20 protein-coding genes are annotated in these 19503 nt (G+C 58.9%); 9 read left to right on the forward strand and 11 right to left on the reverse strand.

Going from position 1 to position 19503, the window contains the following annotated elements:
• Nucleotides 1–9: 9 nt before the first annotated feature.
• The 4 genes from AAEZ06_RS17735 to AAEZ06_RS17755 all read right to left on the reverse strand — a co-directional run bounded on the left by AAEZ06_RS17735 (nucleotide 10) and on the right by AAEZ06_RS17755 (nucleotide 5696).
• The gene (locus AAEZ06_RS17735; RefSeq protein WP_256666314.1) at nucleotides 10–783 is read right to left on the reverse strand and encodes a hypothetical protein; all 774 of its coding nucleotides are present in this window, start codon (nucleotides 781–783) and stop codon (nucleotides 10–12) included.
• Nucleotides 780–1634: a DUF4123 domain-containing protein gene (locus AAEZ06_RS17740; protein ID WP_149413765.1), complete on the reverse strand. Its 855-nt coding sequence runs from the start codon at nucleotides 1632–1634 to the stop codon at nucleotides 780–782. Before AAEZ06_RS17740 ends, AAEZ06_RS17735 begins: the two co-directional genes overlap by 4 nt.
• The gene (locus tag AAEZ06_RS17745; protein WP_350615412.1) at nucleotides 1631–3682 is read right to left on the reverse strand and encodes a type VI secretion system Vgr family protein; all 2052 of its coding nucleotides are present in this window, start codon (nucleotides 3680–3682) and stop codon (nucleotides 1631–1633) included. Before AAEZ06_RS17745 ends, AAEZ06_RS17740 begins: the two co-directional genes overlap by 4 nt.
• A gap of 625 nt (nucleotides 3683–4307) precedes the next feature.
• On the reverse strand, nucleotides 4308–5696 hold the full coding sequence (locus tag AAEZ06_RS17755) for an amino acid permease (protein ID WP_350615414.1): 1389 nt from the start codon (nucleotides 5694–5696) through the stop codon (nucleotides 4308–4310).
• 427 nt (nucleotides 5697–6123) lie between these two features.
• Here AAEZ06_RS17755 and AAEZ06_RS17760 point away from each other — a divergent pair, with 427 nt between their 5' ends.
• Together AAEZ06_RS17760 and AAEZ06_RS17765 are read left to right on the forward strand one after the other, a co-directional pair.
• Nucleotides 6124–6261, forward strand: a complete 138-nt coding sequence (locus tag AAEZ06_RS17760) for a hypothetical protein (RefSeq protein ID WP_350615416.1) — start codon at nucleotides 6124–6126, stop codon at nucleotides 6259–6261.
• Nucleotides 6262–6335: 74 nt separating this feature from the next.
• On the forward strand, nucleotides 6336–7295 hold the full coding sequence (locus tag AAEZ06_RS17765) for a CgnE/CgnB domain-containing protein (RefSeq protein ID WP_149412009.1): 960 nt from the start codon (nucleotides 6336–6338) through the stop codon (nucleotides 7293–7295).
• An 84-nt stretch (nucleotides 7296–7379) separates the two neighbouring features.
• Here the strand turns inward: AAEZ06_RS17765 and rluB are convergent, their stop codons facing one another.
• The 6 genes from rluB to AAEZ06_RS17795 all read right to left on the reverse strand — a co-directional run bounded on the left by rluB (nucleotide 7380) and on the right by AAEZ06_RS17795 (nucleotide 12384).
• Entirely contained in the window at nucleotides 7380–8627 is a 1248-nt protein-coding gene (rluB, locus tag AAEZ06_RS17770; protein WP_149412008.1) for a 23S rRNA pseudouridine(2605) synthase RluB, read from the reverse strand.
• A 143-nt stretch (nucleotides 8628–8770) separates the two neighbouring features.
• Nucleotides 8771–8962: a DUF1289 domain-containing protein gene (locus AAEZ06_RS17775; protein WP_149412007.1), complete on the reverse strand. Its 192-nt coding sequence runs from the start codon at nucleotides 8960–8962 to the stop codon at nucleotides 8771–8773.
• A 130-nt stretch (nucleotides 8963–9092) separates the two neighbouring features.
• Nucleotides 9093–10046, reverse strand: coding sequence for an SMC-Scp complex subunit ScpB (gene scpB, locus AAEZ06_RS17780; RefSeq protein WP_149412006.1), 954 nt, complete (start codon nucleotides 10044–10046; stop codon nucleotides 9093–9095).
• A gap of 12 nt (nucleotides 10047–10058) precedes the next feature.
• Nucleotides 10059–10877, reverse strand: coding sequence for a segregation and condensation protein A (locus AAEZ06_RS17785; protein ID WP_502948039.1), 819 nt, complete (start codon nucleotides 10875–10877; stop codon nucleotides 10059–10061).
• Nucleotides 10878–11507 (reverse strand): L-threonylcarbamoyladenylate synthase, encoded by a 630-nt coding sequence (locus AAEZ06_RS17790; RefSeq protein ID WP_053257721.1) that lies wholly within the window; start codon nucleotides 11505–11507, stop codon nucleotides 10878–10880.
• Nucleotides 11508–11520: 13 nt separating this feature from the next.
• Nucleotides 11521–12384 (reverse strand): PHP domain-containing protein, encoded by an 864-nt coding sequence (locus tag AAEZ06_RS17795; protein WP_149412004.1) that lies wholly within the window; start codon nucleotides 12382–12384, stop codon nucleotides 11521–11523.
• 87 nt (nucleotides 12385–12471) lie between these two features.
• Between AAEZ06_RS17795 and AAEZ06_RS17800 the strand changes: the two genes are divergently transcribed.
• The 7 genes from AAEZ06_RS17800 (at nucleotide 12472) to AAEZ06_RS17830 (ending at nucleotide 17994) form a co-directional block, all read left to right on the forward strand.
• Nucleotides 12472–13068, forward strand: a complete 597-nt coding sequence (locus AAEZ06_RS17800) for a septation protein A (RefSeq protein ID WP_149412003.1) — start codon at nucleotides 12472–12474, stop codon at nucleotides 13066–13068.
• A gap of 1 nt (nucleotide 13069) precedes the next feature.
• Nucleotides 13070–13369, forward strand: coding sequence for a YciI family protein (locus tag AAEZ06_RS17805; protein WP_133099539.1), 300 nt, complete (start codon nucleotides 13070–13072; stop codon nucleotides 13367–13369).
• Nucleotides 13370–13474: 105 nt separating this feature from the next.
• Entirely contained in the window at nucleotides 13475–13897 is a 423-nt protein-coding gene (locus AAEZ06_RS17810; protein ID WP_149412002.1) for an SH3 domain-containing protein, read from the forward strand.
• Between the two features lie 7 nt (nucleotides 13898–13904).
• Nucleotides 13905–14582, forward strand: a complete 678-nt coding sequence (locus AAEZ06_RS17815) for a response regulator transcription factor (RefSeq protein ID WP_149412001.1) — start codon at nucleotides 13905–13907, stop codon at nucleotides 14580–14582.
• Between the two features lie 147 nt (nucleotides 14583–14729).
• A complete protein-coding gene (locus AAEZ06_RS17820) occupies nucleotides 14730–15194 on the forward strand; it encodes an LTXXQ domain protein (protein ID WP_149412000.1) in 465 nt (154 codons plus the stop codon).
• A gap of 66 nt (nucleotides 15195–15260) precedes the next feature.
• A complete protein-coding gene (locus AAEZ06_RS17825; protein WP_350615422.1) occupies nucleotides 15261–16604 on the forward strand; it encodes a sensor histidine kinase in 1344 nt (447 codons plus the stop codon).
• 40 nt (nucleotides 16605–16644) lie between these two features.
• Nucleotides 16645–17994: a CoA transferase gene (locus AAEZ06_RS17830; RefSeq protein WP_149411998.1), complete on the forward strand. Its 1350-nt coding sequence runs from the start codon at nucleotides 16645–16647 to the stop codon at nucleotides 17992–17994.
• Nucleotides 17995–18049: 55 nt separating this feature from the next.
• Here AAEZ06_RS17830 and arcD read toward each other — a convergent pair whose 3' ends face one another.
• Entirely contained in the window at nucleotides 18050–19477 is a 1428-nt protein-coding gene (gene arcD / locus AAEZ06_RS17835) for an arginine-ornithine antiporter (protein WP_149411997.1), read from the reverse strand.
• Between the last annotated feature and the right edge of the window lie 26 nt (nucleotides 19478–19503).

Consider the following 19503-nt stretch of genomic DNA (forward strand, 5'->3'; position numbering starts at 1 on the left):
TTGATGTCCTTATTCGGTGCAGTTGGGGTAGACGGTGCAGTCACGTCCATCAGGCATTTTGAAGGGTTTGAATTGAGGGGGAGTTACACAGAGTTCCTCGATGTCGCGCCCCCAGTTCCCCTTGCACGGTTTCCATCCACTAGTTGTTTTAATCCAATAGCGATCAAAGTAAGGCAGCTCCTCTTTCGCCACCGCCAGCATCAACTTCACGGTCTTGCCCGCTAACTGATCGCGTTGCAACGCTGCGCCCGCCAGGCTTTTCTGCACAACGCCATTCGCGTCGAGCGCCCGACACTCCAGGATTTTGACGATGTAACGATACGGACCCATCGTGCGAAACAACCACTGGCACTGGCCCTGAAAGACCAGAGGTCCCGAAGTGGGGAAAGGGCGAACCGTTTCTGATGGCTCATCATGAATCGATAAACCGGCAGTCTGTAGACTCATGTCCAGCTCACGCTTGCCCCACTGTCCTTCGATATGCAGCACCACCTTTGTCAAAACCATTGAACACCCCTTCGCTGTGTCCGTCAGTGGCAGCTTGAACTCAACCGGACGCACTCCTTTGGGCTGCTCGCTTTGGATAAGGTTATGCCCGGAACACGCCTCGCCTGAGGCTGAGTCGTAATACGCCATCGGACTAATGGTGAAGTTTTCCGGCATATCGGCCTGGAAGGTAAAGCTTTCTGTTTGCGCCATTGAGCAGCCCGAAGCGACCAAGGCCATTGCGCTGATAAACAAGGCTCGTAGGAGCTGGGGAGTAAAGCGTCGTACGTGCATCATGCTGATTGCTCTCCTGACCAGAATTTCGCTTCATCAAAAAGTCGCTCGAAGTGCACCTGCGGCGCTTCGCCGGCATGAGGCAACCAGTTTTTCATGATGGGTAGTTCAGTTTCATTGAGTTTGTTGATGATCAAAAAATGCACTTGCTCAGGGGCAGACCATCCCCATTGCTGAGCCTGCGAGAGTTGTTCTGCGAGCCAAGTGCTTGGGTCTTGGCGCTGGCTGAGTCGCACCAGATCGTCGCTGTGTTCTGCCCACAAATACCGGTAGATATTGGACTGAAGTATCTCCATCGACTGACTTGCCGGTAAGGGGATGTTCAGCCACATCGGATCAGCAGGAAGCGGGTGTTCGCCGGGAACAGGGTTGTGGGTGACTTCCCAGCGTGCACCTTCCCAGTAACACACACTGATCGCGGGCCCCAGGTACTCAGGGCGAGCCTCTTCAGGGATATGTCCCAAGGCACGGGTGAGGACACGATTATCGTGAAAACGGTACAGCGCCTGATTAGGCCGAGTGCCTATAATTATGCGTTCACGCCAGTGTTGGGTCAGCGCGGGCAGGTCATCTTTGCGAATACTCGCAAGCCAGCCCCAATTGCGCTCGGGCACCTTGAGTAGTTCTTTGATGCGCCCATCGTCAGGATTGTCGATGAGGAATATGAAAGGCCCCGCATCAGCCAAAGCGGAGACCTGAGTCTCGCTGTACACACTGCGGTGCTGATCAGGTTGGCAGGTATTCAACAAGGCTTGGCGGGCGTCGAACTCACCTTCCGAGTCCAGAATCAGGCACAGGGCATGGTCGAGTTTTAGCTGATCGATCATCCATTGCCGAGGGCAGGCAGCCATCATGATGTCATTCCTTTGGGCAGGCAAATACCGTTTTTACAGGCCTCGCAAAGCGGGCAGATGTCAGTGCCTTTAACTTTACTTGCCGCCATCAGCGCATTTTGTGTCGGGGCCATCATAGACAGTGCGGGAGGGGTCGCCAGGGCCGCTAATACACCTGGCAACAACGGATTGGCAGCCGTTCCTCCAGCAGGCGCACCACCGATTTGAATCTCGGTACTGCTGAAAATACCGCCAGGGCCAATCACGATATGTTGACCACCGCCTTTCAAGGTGATGCTGGCTCCAGCGTCCAGGATCAGATGGGCACCGGCCTTGAGGTGGACCTGTTGACCAGCCTCGATTACCACCGTTTGCCCTACACGGGTGTGGCTACTACTGGCGACCTGCAAATAGTCATTGGCTTTGAGCTGGACTTTGCGGTCAGCGGTGACGGTGCGTTGCTCTTCAGCTTCCAACACGGCGATGCTGTTGCCCTTGATGATTTCCTTACGCTCGTTACCGACTTCCAATCGACTGTCATTTTCGACCTTCTGCTCCATGTCACGCTGAGCCCGTAGGTAGATCAGTTCCTGGCCACTGCGGTCTTCAATCGACAGCTCGTTGTAGCCGCCACTGGCGGGCGAGCTTTGGCTACGCAGGACCGTTTTGGTTTTGTTCGCGGGCAACGGGTACGGCACAGGCGTGACCTTGTTAGGCACGCAACCGGTAATCAACGGATTGTCGGGATTACCTTCCAGGTAGGTCACCACTACTTCCATGCCGATGCGCGGAATGGTCACTGCACCGAAACCGTCCCCCGCCCAGTTGGATGACACCCGTAGCCAGCAACTGCTCTTGTCACTGCCCAGTTCGGCGCGGTCCCAATGGAACTCGACCTTAACCCGCCCATGTTCATCACAGAATATTTCTTCGCCCACAGGCCCGGTGACACGGGCAGTCTGACTGACCAATACCGATTTACGCGTGACCAGCGGTGGACGGTAGAACACGTCCCAGGGGATCGCGCTGAAGGTATTGCGGTAACCTTGAGTGAAGCCGTCTTCAGGTTTAACGTCGCTGGTTATTGCTTCCTCCAGTGACTGAGGTTGCTTGCCTGAGTGCGCCACACTGAGCAACAGCCACAACGAGTTGCATTGCTGACGCGGATGTTCGGTCAGGTTGAAAAAGTGGCCGCTGCGCAGGATCGGCTGGTCGCTTTTACCCTCGGCCAACTGGTAGTCGGTACGGTGCCGCTCCAGGGCCTGCCGGGCAAGCTGTTTGCCGACCTTTTCATTTTTGATCAGCACCGGGTAGCGGTAGTCTTCAAGCGCAGGACTGAACTCGGCAGTGAATTGGCTTTCCAGCAACAGGCTTGGGCGCTTCAAATCATAGCCCCGGCGCGTGATTGTGCTGGTGCGGGTGCTGAACCGCATGGAGAACTGGCTGACGACAGGATGATCCGCTGTCAGGCCGGAGCCTTGCTGATACGGTGTGTCGCCCAGCATGGGAAAACAGGTCTGATCAGCCGCGAACACCAACTGATGGCCATCCTGATTGTGTTGGTGGTGCCACGAAATCCCGTCCTCGCTGCATAACCTCTGTATCAGTTCGAAATCGCTTTCCCCGTACTGAGTGCAGTATTCGCGCTCAGGGCTGGTGCTGACATTCAAGGTATACGCATCCCCCTGAATACCGTGGCCGTTGAGTACCTGGGCGATGATTTGTGGCACTGTCAGGTGCTGGAAAATTCGCTGGTTGTGGCTGAACTGCAAATAGTGCAGAGCGGGCACCAAGGTCAGGTGATAACGGGTTAGGCGCTTACCGGCCTCACCCACGTACACATCTTCGATGCGCCCATGAATACCTTCGTCATTCAGGCCAAACTGGAGAAAAGCCGGCTGACTGAGCAGGCTTTCCAGATCGAAATCAGGGGACTCGCTGACGAGTTCAACCTGGATCGCGTACAAGCTGCTGATAGCTTCAGTGCCGTGAAAGGCCAGTACCTTGAAGTCGTTGCGAACAGTAGGGATCAGTAGCGCGAAGTGCGCAGCATTAGCCGGCGCGAACATACGCTTATCCTTAAGCTGAGAGAGGAGGAAAAACGCGCTGCCCAAGCCATACCTAGCCTGAACAAGCTTAAATTTCCGAGCACGCTAACAAAGCGGCAAAAGAATTGATGTAGGAAACGTCCTAAATTGAGTCAGGGTTTTCAATTATTCAGAATAGTTTCTTCGGCGAACGACAGAGCCAGCGGAAATGATGCTGAGTTCATTTCCGCACCTGTCTAGGTACCATCCTTGAGATAACCTGTCTGCGGAGAGCTACTTGATAAACACAAAACCATTCCAGATCTGTCGCAACCAAAGCCCTCTGTGAGCGATGTCGGATGCATATTATTGAATATTGGTAGGGCCATCCTACCAAGGCCGTCATCGAATCGACTGCACTTGCCCTCTAGGATTGCTGATATTGGAAAGCAGTTCGCGGTTCACCGCTGGAAATTCCCCGCGCCCGTCAGGGCATGTTCGAGCCACCGCTGATCTCCAAGCATCAGTTCCCGACTGACGACGCAGTTATGAAGCTCTTTTATCTTGCATTGAACAACATCAGCAAGAAGTGGACGATGCCGATCAGAGACTGGGTAGAGGGTGTACATACCCCCCAACGCCGCTTACTCAACCTCGGCCCTCAATCTTACCGAGCCCTGCGCTTATTCTTGACCCCGTAGCAAACCCACATAAACGCCACCCAAATCGGAATCGCATACACCGACACCTGAATCCCTGGAATCAGCAGCATGATGCCCAGGATAAACACCACAAACGCCAAGCAGATGTAGTTGCCATACGGATACCAGAGCGCCTTGAATAACGGCACCTGCCCCGTCCGATTCATATGCTGGCGAAACTTGAAATGCGAAAAACTGATCATCGCCCAGTTGATCACCAGCGTCGCAACCACCAGGGACATCAACAGTTCCAGCGCATGTTGCGGGATCAGGTAGTTCATCAGCACCGCGACAAACGTAATCGCCGCCGACGCCAGGATCGAACGCACCGGCACGCCGCGCTTGTCGATCTTCGCCAGAACCCTGGGCGCGTCGCCCTGCTCGGCCATGCCCAGCAGCATACGGCTATTACAGTAGGTGCCGCTGTTGTACACCGACAGCGCTGCCGTCAGCACGACGAAGTTGAGGATGTGCGCGGCGGTGTTGCTGCCCAGCATCGAAAACACTTGGACGAACGGGCTGCTGCTATAGGCATCGCCGGAGGCGTTGAGGGTCACCAGCAAGCTGTCCCACGGCGTAAGTGACAACAGCACGACGAGGGCGCCGATGTAGAAAATCAGAATCCGGTAGATCACCTGGTTGATGGCCTTGGGAATCACGGTTCGTGGCTGGTCCGCTTCAGCAGCGGTGAAGCCGAGCATTTCCAGGCCGCCGAAGGAAAACATGATGATCGCCATGGCCATCACCAAACCACCGACGCCGTGGGGAAAGAAGCCGCCGTGTTCCCACAGGTTGGTCACCGAGGCTTGTGGCCCGCCATTGCCGCTGACCAGCAGGTAGCTGCCCAGGGCTATCATGCCGATGATGGCGATCACCTTGATGATTGCAAACCAGAATTCTGCCTCGCCAAAGACTTTGACGTTGGCCAGGTTGATCGCGTTGATCATCACGAAAAATACGGTCGCCGAGGCCCAGGTCGGGACATCTGGCCACCAGTAATGCACGTATTTGCCGACAGCCGTAAGCTCCGACATGCCCACCAGGATGTAGAGAATCCAGCAGTTCCAGCCCGACAGGAAGCCGGCGAATCCGCCCCAATACTTGTGGGCAAAGTGACTGAAGGAACCGGCTACCGGCTCTTCGACGATCATTTCGCCGAGCTGGCGCATGATCATGAAGGCGATAAAGCCGCAGATGGCGTAGCCGAGGATCATCGACGGCCCGGCGGACTTCAGCACGCCGGCCGACCCCAGGAACAGACCCGTACCAATCGCGCCACCGAGGGCGATCAGTTGAATATGACGATTTTTCAGGCCGCGCTTCAGTTCACCTGAATGCGAGTTGGGTTCACTCATGAAAAAGGCCTCACGCCAATGTTTGATGATGTTCGTTGCACGTTGCTACCCCGGTAACGTAATCGGGAAGCGCCGATCAAACCCCAACACAGTAAAAAATCCGCGCATTGTACACCGCAAAACCCACTCGGACCGAACTCCGAGTTTCACCGAGCAGTTGTCTGCAGGTGTCTGTTCAGCACTCGCTGAGGCAAATTCGTGCGACAACAGGAAATTGGCGAAGGATCTTTCCTGCTGACAACTCCCAGCTAGACCACTGTTTTCAATTGATAAAAACAAGCACGAAAAAACAGAAAAATTTATCCAAATGGAACCGTGTCAATATATTTTTTGCATTATGAAACGCTCTCGCCTAGGTTCTTTCCACTTGCTCAACGAAGCCCGTTGGCATGTCCGCCCTCAAACAACGTCCTCTAGGAGATTCACCATGCAAGCACTGGAAACCGACCTGGAAACCGAACTGCAACTCGACGATTGGTTTGAAGCGCCGACCTATGAGGCCGCCGTTGAAATGATGCAAGCCGATGCCGTTGTGCCATTTGGCACGGCGATGTGGCCTTTCTGACCTGATCAGCCATCCGGGCAGATGCGGTGCGCCACATCTGCCACTCCTACCGAAGGCTTTGAAGGAAGGACGTCATGGACAAGGCCCGCGCCGTTGAACATTTTCTCTACTACCTCGCCCATCACCCGGCCCTGACCGGCGTTCACCACCCCACCGTGCTCGTGGGCTACACCGAGCGCTATGAAGCCATCACTCAAGCGATCACCCAAGGCAGTGCCGCCCGATTCAACTTCCAGCTGCAGCGCCTGGAGCTTGCGCCCAATGAAGCTCTGGCCAAGTCCATCGAAGACTGCGACCTGTACATGTTTCTCTACGATTCCTCGACCTTGCCCAACCCGCGCGCCGAAGGTCCAGACTTTATTCGTGCCCTGCAAGACGTGATGGCCGAGCACTGGAAAAAGTCCCTGCTGCTCAAGGACTATGGCGACTATTTCTACGACACCTTCAGCGTCGCCCCACAGCGCATTGCCGACCTCAACGCCACACTCATCCGGCGCATGTCCCAGGCCAGCGTGTTGAGCTTTACCGACGAACATGGCTCGCGCCTTGAGGCGCCCATGAGCAGCATCAAGAAGTGGACCAATATCAACGGCGTCGGCAACCACGACCTGGCCCCCGGTGAGATCGCGACCCACAGCGAAGCCATCAACGGCCAAGTCAAGTTTGTTGGCACCTTCCTCAGCACCATTCCCTTCGCCCGCAAATACGGCGTGCTGCAATCACCGCTAGAATTGTGGATTGAGAACTCGACCATCTGCACCGTCGCCACTGATGTGCCGGGGCTGGCGGATGATTTCAACAAATACCTGAATGCCAACCCTTCCAACCGTCGGGTGGAGGAGCTGGGTATTGGTACAAATGAAGGGGTCAAGGATCTGTATGCGCGTAATGCTGGCTTTGAGGAGCGCCACTGCGGGCTGCATTTGGGTCTGGGCGGCGGCCAGAAAGGCAGCCATCACTTGGATTTAATCTTTGCCAGTGGCGTGTTGGCGCTGGATGACAAGCCGGTGTTTGACGGGGCCTTTGTGTTTTAGGACCAGCCTCAAGCAAAAAAAAGCGCCAACTCAAGAGTTGGCGCTTTTTTCTTACAGCTTGAAGCTTAACGCTTGCAGCTGCCCTTAAGGCTTCTTGCGACCAAAACCTGGACGTTGGCCGGAACCGGCCGGTGCACCACGACGCTTGCCCGATGGCGCATCATCCACCAACTTCAGCCCCGGACGCTTTTTCGGCGCGGGCTTGGCTGGCCGCTTGGTGCTGGCGCTGTCGGACGAACGATCCGCCGCAGGCGCACCACGACCAGGCTCGCCACGATTGCCGCGACCGCCCGTTGGCGCCTCACCACGGCCGGCCGGACGCGACGGGCGTGGAGCACGTTCGCCGTCCTGACGAGCAGGAGCCGAAGGACGACGCTCGCCTTCAATGTGCGGCTCACGGGAGATACGACCGCCAGTCGCCGGTGCATCCAATGCCGGGCGCAAGGCACGAGGGGCAACGCGCTCGGTACGCGCCACAGGACGCGACGACTTGCGCTGCATGCGCTCAAGCTTATCTTTGCTCTTGGCGTTCATCTGCGGCATGGACACAGGCGTCAGGCCCACTTCGGCACTGAGGATGTCGACTTCGTACTGGCTCATTTCGCGCCAGCGGCCCATCGGCAGGTCGGAGTTGAGGAACACCGGACCGAAACGCACGCGCTTCAGGCGGCTGACCACCAGGCCCTGGGATTCCCACAGACGACGTACTTCACGGTTACGACCTTCCATCACCACGCAGTGGTACCAATGGTTGAAACCTTCGCCGCCTGGAGCCTGCTTGATGTCGGTGAACTTGGCCGGGCCATCTTCCAGCACCACGCCAGCTTTCAGGCGCGCGATCATGTCGTCATCGACTTCGCCACGAACACGTACCGCGTATTCACGGTCCATTTCGTAGGACGGGTGCATCAGGCGGTTGGCCAGTTCACCGTCAGTGGTGAACATCAACAGACCCGTGGTGTTGATGTCGAGACGGCCGATGTTGATCCAGCGACCTTCTTTAGGGCGCGGCATCTTGTCGAATACGGTTGGGCGGCCTTCCGGGTCGTCACGGGTGCAGATTTCGCCATCGGGCTTGTTGTACATGATGACGCGGCGCACCGATTCGGCGGCCTCTTCACGCTTGATGACCTTGCCATCGATGCTGATGGCGTCGTGCAGGTCGACCCGCTGACCGAGGGTGGCGTCAACGCCATTGACCTTGATCCGCTTCTGGGTGATCCAGGCTTCAACGTCGCGGCGTGAGCCGACGCCGATACGGGCGAGGACTTTCTGCAGCTTTTCGCCTGCGGGGCCGATTTCCTGGCTGTCTTTCTGGTCTTGGTCACTCATCTTAAGCACCTCCCGGTGTGTCGATTCAGGCTTGGCCTGAAGATAGTAAAAGCTGGGCTTCTGGCGAACGCATCGCCAAAGGGTCGCGAATCATACGCGTAAGGCGCACGTTGCGCATCAGAGACTAGCCGATAAGGACGCTGTCATTTGCTTTTCCGCCGACCGGTGGCGTCCAGGGCGATCAGGCGCAGCTGGGCTTCGGCCAACACCGTGCGCTTGTCGACCTTGTCGAGTTTCTTCCAGGTGCGGATCTCGCGTTTGCTGCGGCCACAGCCGACGCAGATATCGTCGCTGAACTTGCAGATGCTGATGCAGGGGTCTTTGGTGGAGCTCATATGAGTTCTCCTGTAGGCGACGATTCAAGTGTGGGAGCGGGCTTGCTCGCGAATGCGGCGGGTCAGCCATGCATCCGGCGACTGACACACTGCATTCGCGAGCAAGCCCGCTCCCACATTTTGTTCTGCGTCAGTCTTCGAATTCGCGTCGCTCGTTTTCGATGGCTTCGGCCAGGGCCCGGGCTTCGTCTTCTTCGTCGCTCAGCGGCGGTTGTTCGAGGGCGGCAACAGCAGCCAGGAGTTTTGCACGGGCTTGGGCGACGCCGAGGATGTCTTCTTCGGGCTCGGGCTCGGCTTCAACGTCGACGGGCGGCTCAACCTCAACGTTCAGTTGCAGCTCAGGCCCAGGCTCACCGTCACTCACCACGCCATCACGCAACAAATCATCGAAGTCAGTCTTGATCCCCTGCTCCATGTCGTCCAGTTCCAGCAACAACGTATGGAAACTGGTTTCGTCCTTCGCCTCCTCCGGCTCGGCGCTGGCGTCGGCCAATTCCTGCAATGCAGCCGGGACTGGGGCATCGTCAAAGTCCAGCACTGGATCAGGTTCCAGCTCCCGCAGTTCGGCCAACGGCGGCAAATCGTCGAGATTTTTCAGGTTGAAGTGATCAAGAAACACTTTGGTGGTGGCAAACATCGCCGGCTTGCCGGGCACATCGCGGTAGCCGACGACCCTGATCCACTCGCGCTCCAGCAACGTCTTGACAATATGGCTGTTGACCGCCACGCCACGCACATCTTCGATCTCGCCCCGGGTGATCGGCTGGCGGTAAGCAATCAGCGCCATGGTCTCCAGCATCGCCCGTGAATAGCGCTGCGGGCGTTCTTCCCACAGGCGGCCAACCCACGGCGAAAACTTCTCGCGAATTTGCAGGCGATAACCCGACGCCACTTCCCGCAACTCAAAGGCCCTTCCGTCGCAGGACTTGCGCAAGATTTCCAGGGCCTTCTTGAACACCGGCGGTTCCGGACGCTCGGCCTCTTCAAACAGTTCGAACAAGCGCTCCAGCGATTGCGGCTTGCCCGAGGCCAAGAGAAAGGCTTCCAGCAGCGGGGCCAGTTCGCGGGGTTCTGTCAGATTCATCGATTCAGCTCTTTATTCGGCTCGCGCCCGCACGTGGATAGCCGCAAAAGGCTCATTCTGGACCAGCTCAACCAAGGATTCCTTGACCAGTTCGAGGATCGCCATAAAGGTCACTACCACTCCCAGGCGCCCCTCTTCCTTGGTAAACAGCTCGACAAACGGTACAAAACCGCCGCCCTTGAGACGCTCCAGCACATCACTCATGCGCTCGCGGGTGGATAAGGCTTCGCGGCTGACCTGGTGGCTTTCAAACATGTCGCCCCGGCGCAGCACCTCGGCCATGGACATCAGCAATTCTTCCAGGCTCACGTCCGGCAACAGCTTGCGCGCACGGGCCTCTGGGGCATCAAGTTTGGGCACCACCACGTCGCGGCCAACGCGGCTCAAGCCGTCGATGCCTTCGGCGGCGGCCTTGAAGCGCTCGTATTCCTGCAGACGACGGATCAGTTCGGCGCGGGGGTCATCTTCTTCCGCCTCGATGGTTTCCGAACGAGGCAGCAACATGCGCGACTTGATCTCCGCCAGCATGGCCGCCATCACCAGGTACTCGGCGGCTAATTCCAGGCGTACCGTCTGCATCAACTCGACATAGCCCATGTACTGGCGGGTAATTTCCGCCACCGGGATGTCGAGGATGTTGATGTTCTGCTTGCGGATCAAGTACAGCAGCAAGTCCAGCGGGCCTTCAAAGGCTTCAAGGAAGACTTCCAGGGCGTCCGGCGGGATGTACAGGTCCAGCGGCATTTCCATGACCGCCTGGCCGTAGACCATGGCGAATGGCAGCTCCTGCTGGGCTCCGGCCTGGCTGTCGACGGCTTCCACAGCCGGCATTCAGGCCTCAACCATGAACGGCGTTGGATCGCCACAACCGACGCGGACCACTTCAGGCTCGCCATCGGCCAGGTTGATCACGGTAGACGCCTTGTTGCCGCCATAGCCGCCGTCGATGATCAGGTCGACGTGCTTTTCCAACAACCGGCGCATTTCGTAGGGGTCGTACAACGGCTCGGTTTCGCCGGGCAGGATCAGCGACACGCTCATCAGCGGCTCGCCCAACTCCGCCAGCAGCGCCAGGGCAATCGGATGTTCCGGCACCCTTAGGCCGATGGTGCGCTTCTTGGGATGCAGCAACAGGCGCGGCACTTCCCGCGTGGCGTTAAGAATAAACGTGTAAGGGCCCGGCGTGTGGGCCTTGAGCAGGCGGAAGGTGCCGGTGTCGACCTTGGCGAACAGCCCCAACTGCGACAAGTCACTGCAAATCAGCGCAAAATTGTGGTTTTTGTCCAGGTCACGCAAGCGTCTTACTCGCTCAACCGCGCTTTTATCGCCGATCTGGCAGCCGATGGCGTAGGACGAGTCGGTGGGGTAGATCACCACACCACCGGCACGGATGATCTCCACGGCCTGTTTGATCAGGCGCGCTTGCGGGTTTTCCGGATGAATCTGGAAAAATTGACTCACGTTCTCTACCTGTTCAGACGGTGGCAATAATGGGGTCATGTTTGAAGCGACACCAAAGGGGCGGCAAATCTTCCGGGAGTGGGCGGTATTCGCCAATCTCGGACCAGCCGCCAGGGCCATGGAAATCACTGCCGGCGCTGACCAGCAGACCAAATTCGCGGGCAAGAATCGCCAGGCTGCCGACCTGTTCGGCAGGTTGATGCCCGTTGACCACTTCAATGGCGTGGCCGCCCGCTTGAATATAGTCGCCAATCAGCTTGCGGCGCTTGCTGCGGGTGAAATCGTAATGCCAGGGATGTGCCAGGCTGACCCAGGCTCCGGCGGCACGCAGGGTGGCGACGGTGTCTTCGAGGGTCGGCCAGTGTTGCTTGACGTCCCCCAGTTTGCCCGCGCCCAGCCATTTGCGAAACGCCTCGGCGCGATCCTTTACAAAACCTTCACGTACCATCCAGTCGGCAAAGTGCGGACGGGCCGGGGCGTTGCCACTGTCGCCCAGTTCCTGCTGGATGGCGCGGGCGCCTTCGAGGCCGTTGGGCATACCCTTGAGGGCCAGTTTGCGGCTTATTTCTTCGGACCGCAGCCAGCGGCCATCGTGCAGTTTGGCGATGGCCTCCACCAAAGGCGGCGCATTTACGTCAAAACCGTAGCCCAATACATGAATGGTTGCGCCGCCCCAGGTGCAGGACAATTCAACACCGTTGACCAGCTGCATCCCCAGGGCATTTGCCGCTGTACGGGCCTCTTCCAGGCCTTCAAGGGTGTCGTGGTCGGTCAATGACAAGACTCGCACGCCTTTTTCAAATGCACGTGCAACCAGTACCGCGGGGGCCAGGGCGCCGTCGGAAGCCGTGCTGTGGCAGTGCAAATCAACATTCACGGGAGTGTGTAACCTCAAGTCAGCTGGCGCTTTCGCTACCAAGGATGTTTGTTATTATGCCGCCACATCCAGCTTCTGGCTCTTACTGTGAAACAATTCATCGACTTCATCCCGCTGTTGCTGTTTTTCATCGTTTACAAACTCGACCCTCGGGCCATCGATATCGGCGGCCATGAGCTGTCGTTTGGTGGCATCTACAGCGCCACGGCGATGCTGATCATCAGTTCCCTGGTGGTCTACGGTGCGATCTTCATCTCTCAGCGCAAGCTGGAAAAAAGCCAGTGGCTGACCCTGATCGCCTGCCTGGTCTTCGGCAGCCTGACCCTGGCCTTCCACAGCGAAACCTTCCTTAAGTGGAAAGCCCCGGTGGTCAACTGGCTGTTCGCCCTGGCCTTTATTGGCAGCCACTTCATAGGCGATCGCCTGCTGATCAAGCGGATCATGGGCCACGCGCTGAGCTTGCCAGAGCCTATCTGGGTCCGCCTGAACATCGCCTGGGTCGTCTTTTTCCTGTTCTGCGGTGCGGCCAACCTGTTTGTCGCCTTTACCTTCCAGAACTACTGGGTCGACTTCAAGGTGTTCGGCAGCCTGGGCATGACCGTGCTGTTCCTGGTCGCCCAAGGCATCTACCTGTCCCGTCACCTGCATGACACCGACCCTACCACGCCAAAAACCGAGGACTGACATGCTCTACGCCATTATTGCCACCGACGTTGCCAACTCGCTGGAGAAACGCCTGGCCACTCGCCCAGCCCACGTCGAGCGCCTCAAACAGCTGCAAGCCGAAGGGCGCGTGGTGCTTGCCGGTCCTCATCCGGCCGTCGACAGCAATGATCCGGGAGATGCCGGATTCAGCGGCAGCCTGATCGTGGCCGAGTTCCCATCCCAGGCAGATGCACAAGCCTGGGCCGAGGCTGACCCGTATGTGGCGGCGGGCGTGTATGCCAATGTAGTGGTCAAACCGTTCAAGCAAGTCCTGCCTTGATTGCGTTGCGCTGAACCTATTGGGTTCGGCGCACTCCTAATCGCTCATTATTCTCGGTAACCTGCCGACAACGTTCTGAATATTCGTGTGGAATCAGGAGTTCCGATGCGCTTACGTCAGTTGTGTCTGTTGGCAGTGTTAATGATCGGGGCTACGGCCCACGCTGAAGAAACCTCGAACACCGGCAGCTCTACGCCCCTGTCCTTGAGTGCCGGCAGCCAGATCACCGAGTTGCAGCAACGCTTGAAAGAAAGCGAACGTCTGCGTGCAGAACTAAGCAAGCAATTGCAAGGCACTGAATTGAAAGGCACCGACGCGGCACGGGAAAGTGCCCAGTTGAGTCGGCTGCGCCAGGACAACCAGCGCCTGGCCCAACAGCTCAAGGAAGCACAGACCGGCGCTCTGCCGCGCTGGCTCACCGAGCAGCAGCAATGGTTCGTTACAGGTGCAGGAGTAGCGCTGATCGCCCTGCTGTGCGGTATCTTCGCCAGTGGCGGGCATCGGCGTCGTCGACAATGGCTAAATTGAGTGAGTCATGAGCGAGCTGTTACTGATAGATGATGACCAGGAGCTCTGTGAGCTGCTGACCAGTTGGTTGAGCCAGGAAGGTTTCCAGGTGCGCGCCTGCCATGACGGCTTGAGCGCACGCAAGGCCTTGGCCGAAGCAGCTCCCGCTGCTGTAGTGCTCGATGTGATGCTGCCAGACGGCAGTGGCCTGGAATTGCTCAAGCAATTGCGCAGTGACCACCCGGAGCTGCCGGTTCTGATGCTGTCGGCCCGTGGCGAACCCCTGGACCGGATTCTCGGCCTGGAACTGGGCGCCGATGATTACCTGGCCAAGCCCTGCGACCCGCGCGAGCTGACCGCGCGCCTGCGCGCCGTGTTGCGCCGCAGCCACCCGACAGCCGTGTCGACGCAGCTGGAATTGGGCGACCTGTGTTTCAGCCCGGTGCGTGGTGTGGTCACCATCGACGAACAGGAATTCACCCTCACCGTCTCCGAAAGCCGCCTGCTGGAAGCCTTGATGCGCCAGCCCGGCGCCCCCCTGGACAAGCAGGAACTGGCGCAAATCGCCCTGGGTCGCAAGCTGACCCTGTACGACCGCAGCCTGGACATGCACGTCAGCAACCTGCGCAAGAAGATCGGCCCGCACCCTGACGGCCGGCCACGGATCGTGGCGCTGCGCAGCCGCGGGTACTACTACAGCCTCTGAGCCTGTGGCAGCCTCTGCGCAGAGTTTTGTCAGCTTCCACCAAAATCGTCTTTACTCAAGCTTTACCCTCCCCTGACCGCCGCTGACCTTGATCTCCTTAATCTACTCACATCCGGACTCACCGGAATCGAGACAAGGAGAAACACCATGCGCAAGACCCTTATCGCTCTGATGTTCGCTGCAGCCCTGCCTACCGTTGCCCTGGCAGCCATGCCAGAAGGTCCACGCTCGATGGGTGGTCCTGAAGGCCACATGATGGGCGGCCCGGGCCACGGCGGCGAACACCGCATGCGCGGCAAAGGCGGTCCCTTCAGCCAGTTGGACCTGAGCCGTGAACAGCGCCAGCAGATCGGCAAATTGATGGGCGAACAGCGTGAAGGTCGCCAGCAACTGGTCAAGAAGTACCTGGACAAACTCCCGGCCGCTGACCAGAAAGCCATGAAAGACGAAATGGCTGCCGCCAAGCAGAAAACCCAGACCGACATCCGCGCCGTGCTCAAACCCGATCAACAGAAGAAATTCGACGAGATCGTCAAGAAGCAAACCGAGCGCCGCGCCGAGTGGAAGGAATTCCAGGCCTGGAAAGCACAACAACCGCAAAAAGCGCAATAATGCGTTAGCTCCACCTCCCAGCTCAGTGGCCCGTGCCGCTGGGCTTTTCCTGTTTGAGGGTTCCCTGTGCGTTCATTGTTCTGGCGCATCCTTGCCAGCTTCTGGCTGGCCATCGCCCTGGTTGCCGGGTTGTCGATCCTGCTTGGGCACATGCTCAACCAGGACGCCTGGATTCTCAGCCGTCACCCCGGCCTCAATAATCTGGCCGAAGAGTGGACCCAGCTCTACGAATCCCAGGGCGAGAACGCCGCCCAGGACATGCTGCAACAGCGCAAGCGCCAGTACCACATTGACGTGCAAGTGCTTAACGAGAGCGGCGAACCGGTGGTACGCGGCACCTTCCCACGCCGGGCCGCCGCCTTTGAAGCACGACAGAGTGACAGACAGGACGGTCACCTGCCCTGGCGCCGCCTGACGGCGGAGTACACCAGTGCGAAAACCGGCGACACCTACCTGCTGATCTACCGCATCCCCAACCCGGAACTCGACGCCTGGCACCGCAGCAGCCTGCTCTGGCCCCTGAGCGCACTAGCGATTGCCTTGGTGGTGTTGACCCTATTCAGCCTGCTGGTGACGCTGTCCATCACCCGCCCGCTGAGCCGTCTGCGAGGTGCGGTCCACGACTTGGGCCAGGCCACCTACCAGCAAAACAGCCTGGCGAAATTGGCTAACCGTCGAGATGAATTCGGTGTTCTAGCCACCGATTTCAACCGCATGGGCGCCCGCCTGCAAAGCCTGATCGGCAGCCAACGCCAGTTGCTTCGGGACGTGTCCCATGAACTTCGTTCACCCCTGGCGCGCCTGCGTATCGCCCTGGCCTTGGCCGAGCGGGCCACTCCCGAAGCGCGGGAGAAACTCTGGCCGCGACTGACCCGCGAGTGCGACCGTCTCGAAGCCTTGATCAGCGAGATCCTGGTACTGGCCCGGGTCGATGCCGACAACGCCAGCGCAGAAGACATCGACCTCAACCTGCTGCTCAAGACCCTGCAAAAAGACGCCCAACTGGGAGCTCCCGATCAGCAGATACAGCTCGACGTTGAAGCAAACCTGCAACTCAAGGGCTGGCCAACCATGATCGAACGGGCGCTGGACAACCTGCTGCGCAATGCCCAGCGCTTCAACCCGGCCGGCCGGCCGATTGAAATGCAGGCCCAACGCCAGGGCGAGCGCATTGTGATCAGCGTGCGCGACCATGGGCCGGGGGTTGAGGCCAAATACCTGAGCCAGTTGGGCGAACCGTTCTATCGTGCGCCGGGGCAAACCGCCCAGGGCCACGGCCTGGGACTTGCCATCGCCCGCCGCGCTGCCGAACGCCACGGTGGCAACCTGATCCTGGCCAATCATCCCGAGGGCGGTTTTATCGCCAACCTGGATTTACCGCTGGTGCCGGGGGTTGCCGTACAGCCCTAGGAGTCTTCTATGATGGCCCTTCGCATAAGGAGGGCCTTTGATGACTGATCTGCTCACATCCATCCAAGCCGCACTCGATCTGCCACTCACCCCGCTGACCTTCACCGAGGCCGGCGCCCTGCCCTCGACCTTTGCCGTCACCCAACTTGCCAGCGCATGTGTGGGCGCAACGGGCCAGGCCATTGCCCAGCTTCTGCTGCAACAAACCGGTCGCTTGCCCACGGTCTCAGTGGACCGGCGCCTCACTTCATTCTGGTTTTCCAGCTCCCTGCGCCCCGACGGTTGGAAAGTGCCACCGCTGTGGGACCCGATTGCCGGCGACTACGCCAGCGCCGATGGCTGGATTCGCCTGCACACCAACGCGCCGCACCATCGTGCTGCGGCCGAACGGGTGCTGGGGCAAGTGACGGATCGTGCGGCGATGGCGCTCAAGGTTGTGCAATGGAACGCTGCCGAACTGGAACAAGCGATTGTCGATGCTGGTGGCTGCGCGGCGCAGATGCGCTCCTCGCAGGCCTGGCAGGCTCACCCCCAGGGCCTGGCGGTCAATCAGGAACCGTTGATCCGGCGCCAGGTCTTTGATCGCGTCAGCGAAGAAACCTGGCTCGGCTCCGTGGCACGGCCACTGACGGGGATCAAGGTCCTGGACCTGACCCGTGTGCTGGCCGGCCCCACTGCCAGTCGCTTTCTCGCAGGCCTGGGTGCCGACGTGCTGCGCATCGACTCGCCCGACTGGAATGAGCCGGGGGTGGTACCGGAAATGACCCTGGGCAAGCGCTGCGCTCGCCTGAACCTGAAGCAAAGCGACGACCGTGCTGTTTTTGAAGACTTGCTCAAGCAGGCCGACATTCTGGTGCATGGATACCGTGCCGATGCTCTGGAACAATTGGGTTACACCTGTGTCGAGCTGCAACGAATCGCCCCCGGCCTGATCGACGTCAGCCTTAACGCCTACGGCTGGACCGGCCCGTGGCGCAATCGCCGGGGCTTTGACAGCCTGGTGCAGATGAGCAGCGGCATCGCCGAGGCTGGGATGCAGTGGCAACAGACGGACAAACCGGTGCCGCTGCCCTTGCAGGCGCTGGACCATGCCACCGGTTATTTGATGGCGGCCGCGGCGATACAGGCGCTGGCCGAGCGCTTGAAATCAGGGCGTAGCGGTTCGGCGCGATTGTCACTGGCGCGCACGGCGAAGCTGTTGGTGGACGCGGGACAAGTCTCTGAGCAACCACCGCTGAGACCCGAAGAACCGGCAGACCAGGGCTTGGTGGTGGAACAAACAGCCTGGGGCCCCGCCCATCGGTTACTGGCGCCGGTGAATATCAATGGGACACCGTTGCAGTGGGATTTGCCGGCTGGGGAATTGGGGGCACATCGGCCTCAGTGGTGATCTTCAGATCGCTATCGCATCAGGCGTACGTCGGCCGATATGCCAACTTGCACCTTCACAACGACAACACCCCGCTGTACAGCCCATACGCGGCCAGGCTCGCCCCGGCAATCACACAGACGAAAATGCCTTTTTCCACATGGGTAAACAAGGGCTCACCCTGCTCTCGCTTGGCCTGGGCGAACAAAATCACCCCCGGCGCATACAGCAGCGCCGACAACAGCAAGTACTTCAAGCCGCCGGCGTAGAGCAGCCACACCGCATAGCCCAAGGCGATCATGCCGATCAGCAGGTCCTTGACTCGCTCGCCCTGGGCACCTTCGTAGGTTTCGCCACGAGTACTGAGCAGCACCGAATAGGCTGCCGACCACAAATACGGTACCAGGATCATCGACGAAGCCAGGTAAATCAGGGTGGTGTAGGTGCTTTCGGAAAACAGGGTGATCACCAGGAATATCTGGATCATCAAGTTAGTCAGCCACAGTGCATTGACCGGCACATGGTTGGCGTTTTCCTTTTTCAGGAACGCCGGCATCGTCTTGTCATGGGCGGTGGCATAGAGGATTTCCGCGCAGAGCAAGGCCCAGGAAAGCAACGCTCCAAGCAGGGAAACCGCCAGGCCGATGCTGATCAACAGCGCACCCCACGGGCCGACGATATGCTCCAGCACACCGGCCAGGGACGGGTTCTGCAAACTGGCCAGCTCCGGCTGGTTCATGATCCCCAGGGACAACAGGTTGACCAGCACCAGCAGCACCAACACCCCGAAAAATCCGATCACCGTGGCCCGACCGACGTCCGAGCGTTTCTCGGCCCGCGCCGAGTAGACACTGGCGCCCTCGATACCGATAAACACAAACACGGTGACCAGCATCATGTTGCGCACTTGGTCGACGACACTGCCAAGACTCGGGTTGCTCAGGCCCCAGATGTCGCGGGTGAAGATCTCGGCCTTGAACCCCACGGCGGCGATGACGATAAACATCAGCAGCGGCACGATCTTCGCCACGGTGGTCACCAGGTTGATGAACGCGGCTTCCTTAATGCCACGCAGTACCAGGAAATGCACGGCCCACAGCAACAGCGAGGCGCAGCCGATGGCCACTGGCGTATTGCCCTGGCCGAACACCGGAAAAAAGTAGCCCAGGGTGCTGAACAGCAGCACGAAGTAACCAACGTTGCCCATCCACGCACTGATCCAGTAACCCCAGGCAGACGAGAAACCTATGTAATCGCCAAAGCCGGCCTTGGCGTAGGCATAGACCCCGGAATCCAGATGGGGCTGACGGTTGGCGAGGGTCTGGAAGACAAAGGCCAGGGTCAACATGCCCACGGCGGTGATTGCCCAGCCGATCAGTACCGCACCGACTTCCGCCCGCGCCGCCATGTTCTGCGGCAAGGAGAAAATCCCGCCGCCGATCATCGAACCCACCACTAGAGCGATCAATGCGCCTAGTCGTAGTTTTTGTGCCGGTTGCGACATGGATGCTCCTGAGGAAAAAGTAATGA

This window comes from Pseudomonas sp. HY7a-MNA-CIBAN-0227 (genome assembly GCF_040310325.1).
In the GTDB taxonomy this organism is placed as follows: domain Bacteria; phylum Pseudomonadota; class Gammaproteobacteria; order Pseudomonadales; family Pseudomonadaceae; genus Aquipseudomonas.

Excerpts from the sequence above, each read along its gene's own strand:
- AAEZ06_RS17820 (WP_149412000.1), top strand. The coding sequence starts at position 14,730 with ATGCGCAAGACCCTTATCGCTCTGATGTTCGCTGCAGCCCTGCCTACC.
- AAEZ06_RS17775 (WP_149412007.1), bottom strand. The coding sequence starts at position 8,962 with ATGAGCTCCACCAAAGACCCCTGCATCAGCATCTGCAAGTTCAGCGAC.
- AAEZ06_RS17755 (WP_350615414.1), bottom strand. The coding sequence starts at position 5,696 with ATGAGTGAACCCAACTCGCATTCAGGTGAACTGAAGCGCGGCCTGAAA.
- AAEZ06_RS17810 (WP_149412002.1), top strand. The coding sequence starts at position 13,475 with ATGCGCTTACGTCAGTTGTGTCTGTTGGCAGTGTTAATGATCGGGGCT.
- scpB (WP_149412006.1), bottom strand. The coding sequence starts at position 10,046 with ATGAATCTGACAGAACCCCGCGAACTGGCCCCGCTGCTGGAAGCCTTT.
- rluB (WP_149412008.1), bottom strand. The coding sequence starts at position 8,627 with ATGAGTGACCAAGACCAGAAAGACAGCCAGGAAATCGGCCCCGCAGGC.
- AAEZ06_RS17745 (WP_350615412.1), bottom strand. The coding sequence starts at position 3,682 with ATGTTCGCGCCGGCTAATGCTGCGCACTTCGCGCTACTGATCCCTACT.
- arcD (WP_149411997.1), bottom strand. The coding sequence starts at position 19,477 with ATGTCGCAACCGGCACAAAAACTACGACTAGGCGCATTGATCGCTCTA.
- AAEZ06_RS17805 (WP_133099539.1), top strand. The coding sequence starts at position 13,070 with ATGCTCTACGCCATTATTGCCACCGACGTTGCCAACTCGCTGGAGAAA.
- AAEZ06_RS17815 (WP_149412001.1), top strand. The coding sequence starts at position 13,905 with ATGAGCGAGCTGTTACTGATAGATGATGACCAGGAGCTCTGTGAGCTG.
- AAEZ06_RS17765 (WP_149412009.1), top strand. The coding sequence starts at position 6,336 with ATGGACAAGGCCCGCGCCGTTGAACATTTTCTCTACTACCTCGCCCAT.
- AAEZ06_RS17740 (WP_149413765.1), bottom strand. The coding sequence starts at position 1,634 with ATGATGGCTGCCTGCCCTCGGCAATGGATGATCGATCAGCTAAAACTC.
- AAEZ06_RS17760 (WP_350615416.1), top strand. The coding sequence starts at position 6,124 with ATGCAAGCACTGGAAACCGACCTGGAAACCGAACTGCAACTCGACGAT.
- AAEZ06_RS17830 (WP_149411998.1), top strand. The coding sequence starts at position 16,645 with ATGACTGATCTGCTCACATCCATCCAAGCCGCACTCGATCTGCCACTC.
- AAEZ06_RS17735 (WP_256666314.1), bottom strand. The coding sequence starts at position 783 with ATGATGCACGTACGACGCTTTACTCCCCAGCTCCTACGAGCCTTGTTT.
- AAEZ06_RS17785 (WP_502948039.1), bottom strand. The coding sequence starts at position 10,877 with ATGCCGGCTGTGGAAGCCGTCGACAGCCAGGCCGGAGCCCAGCAGGAG.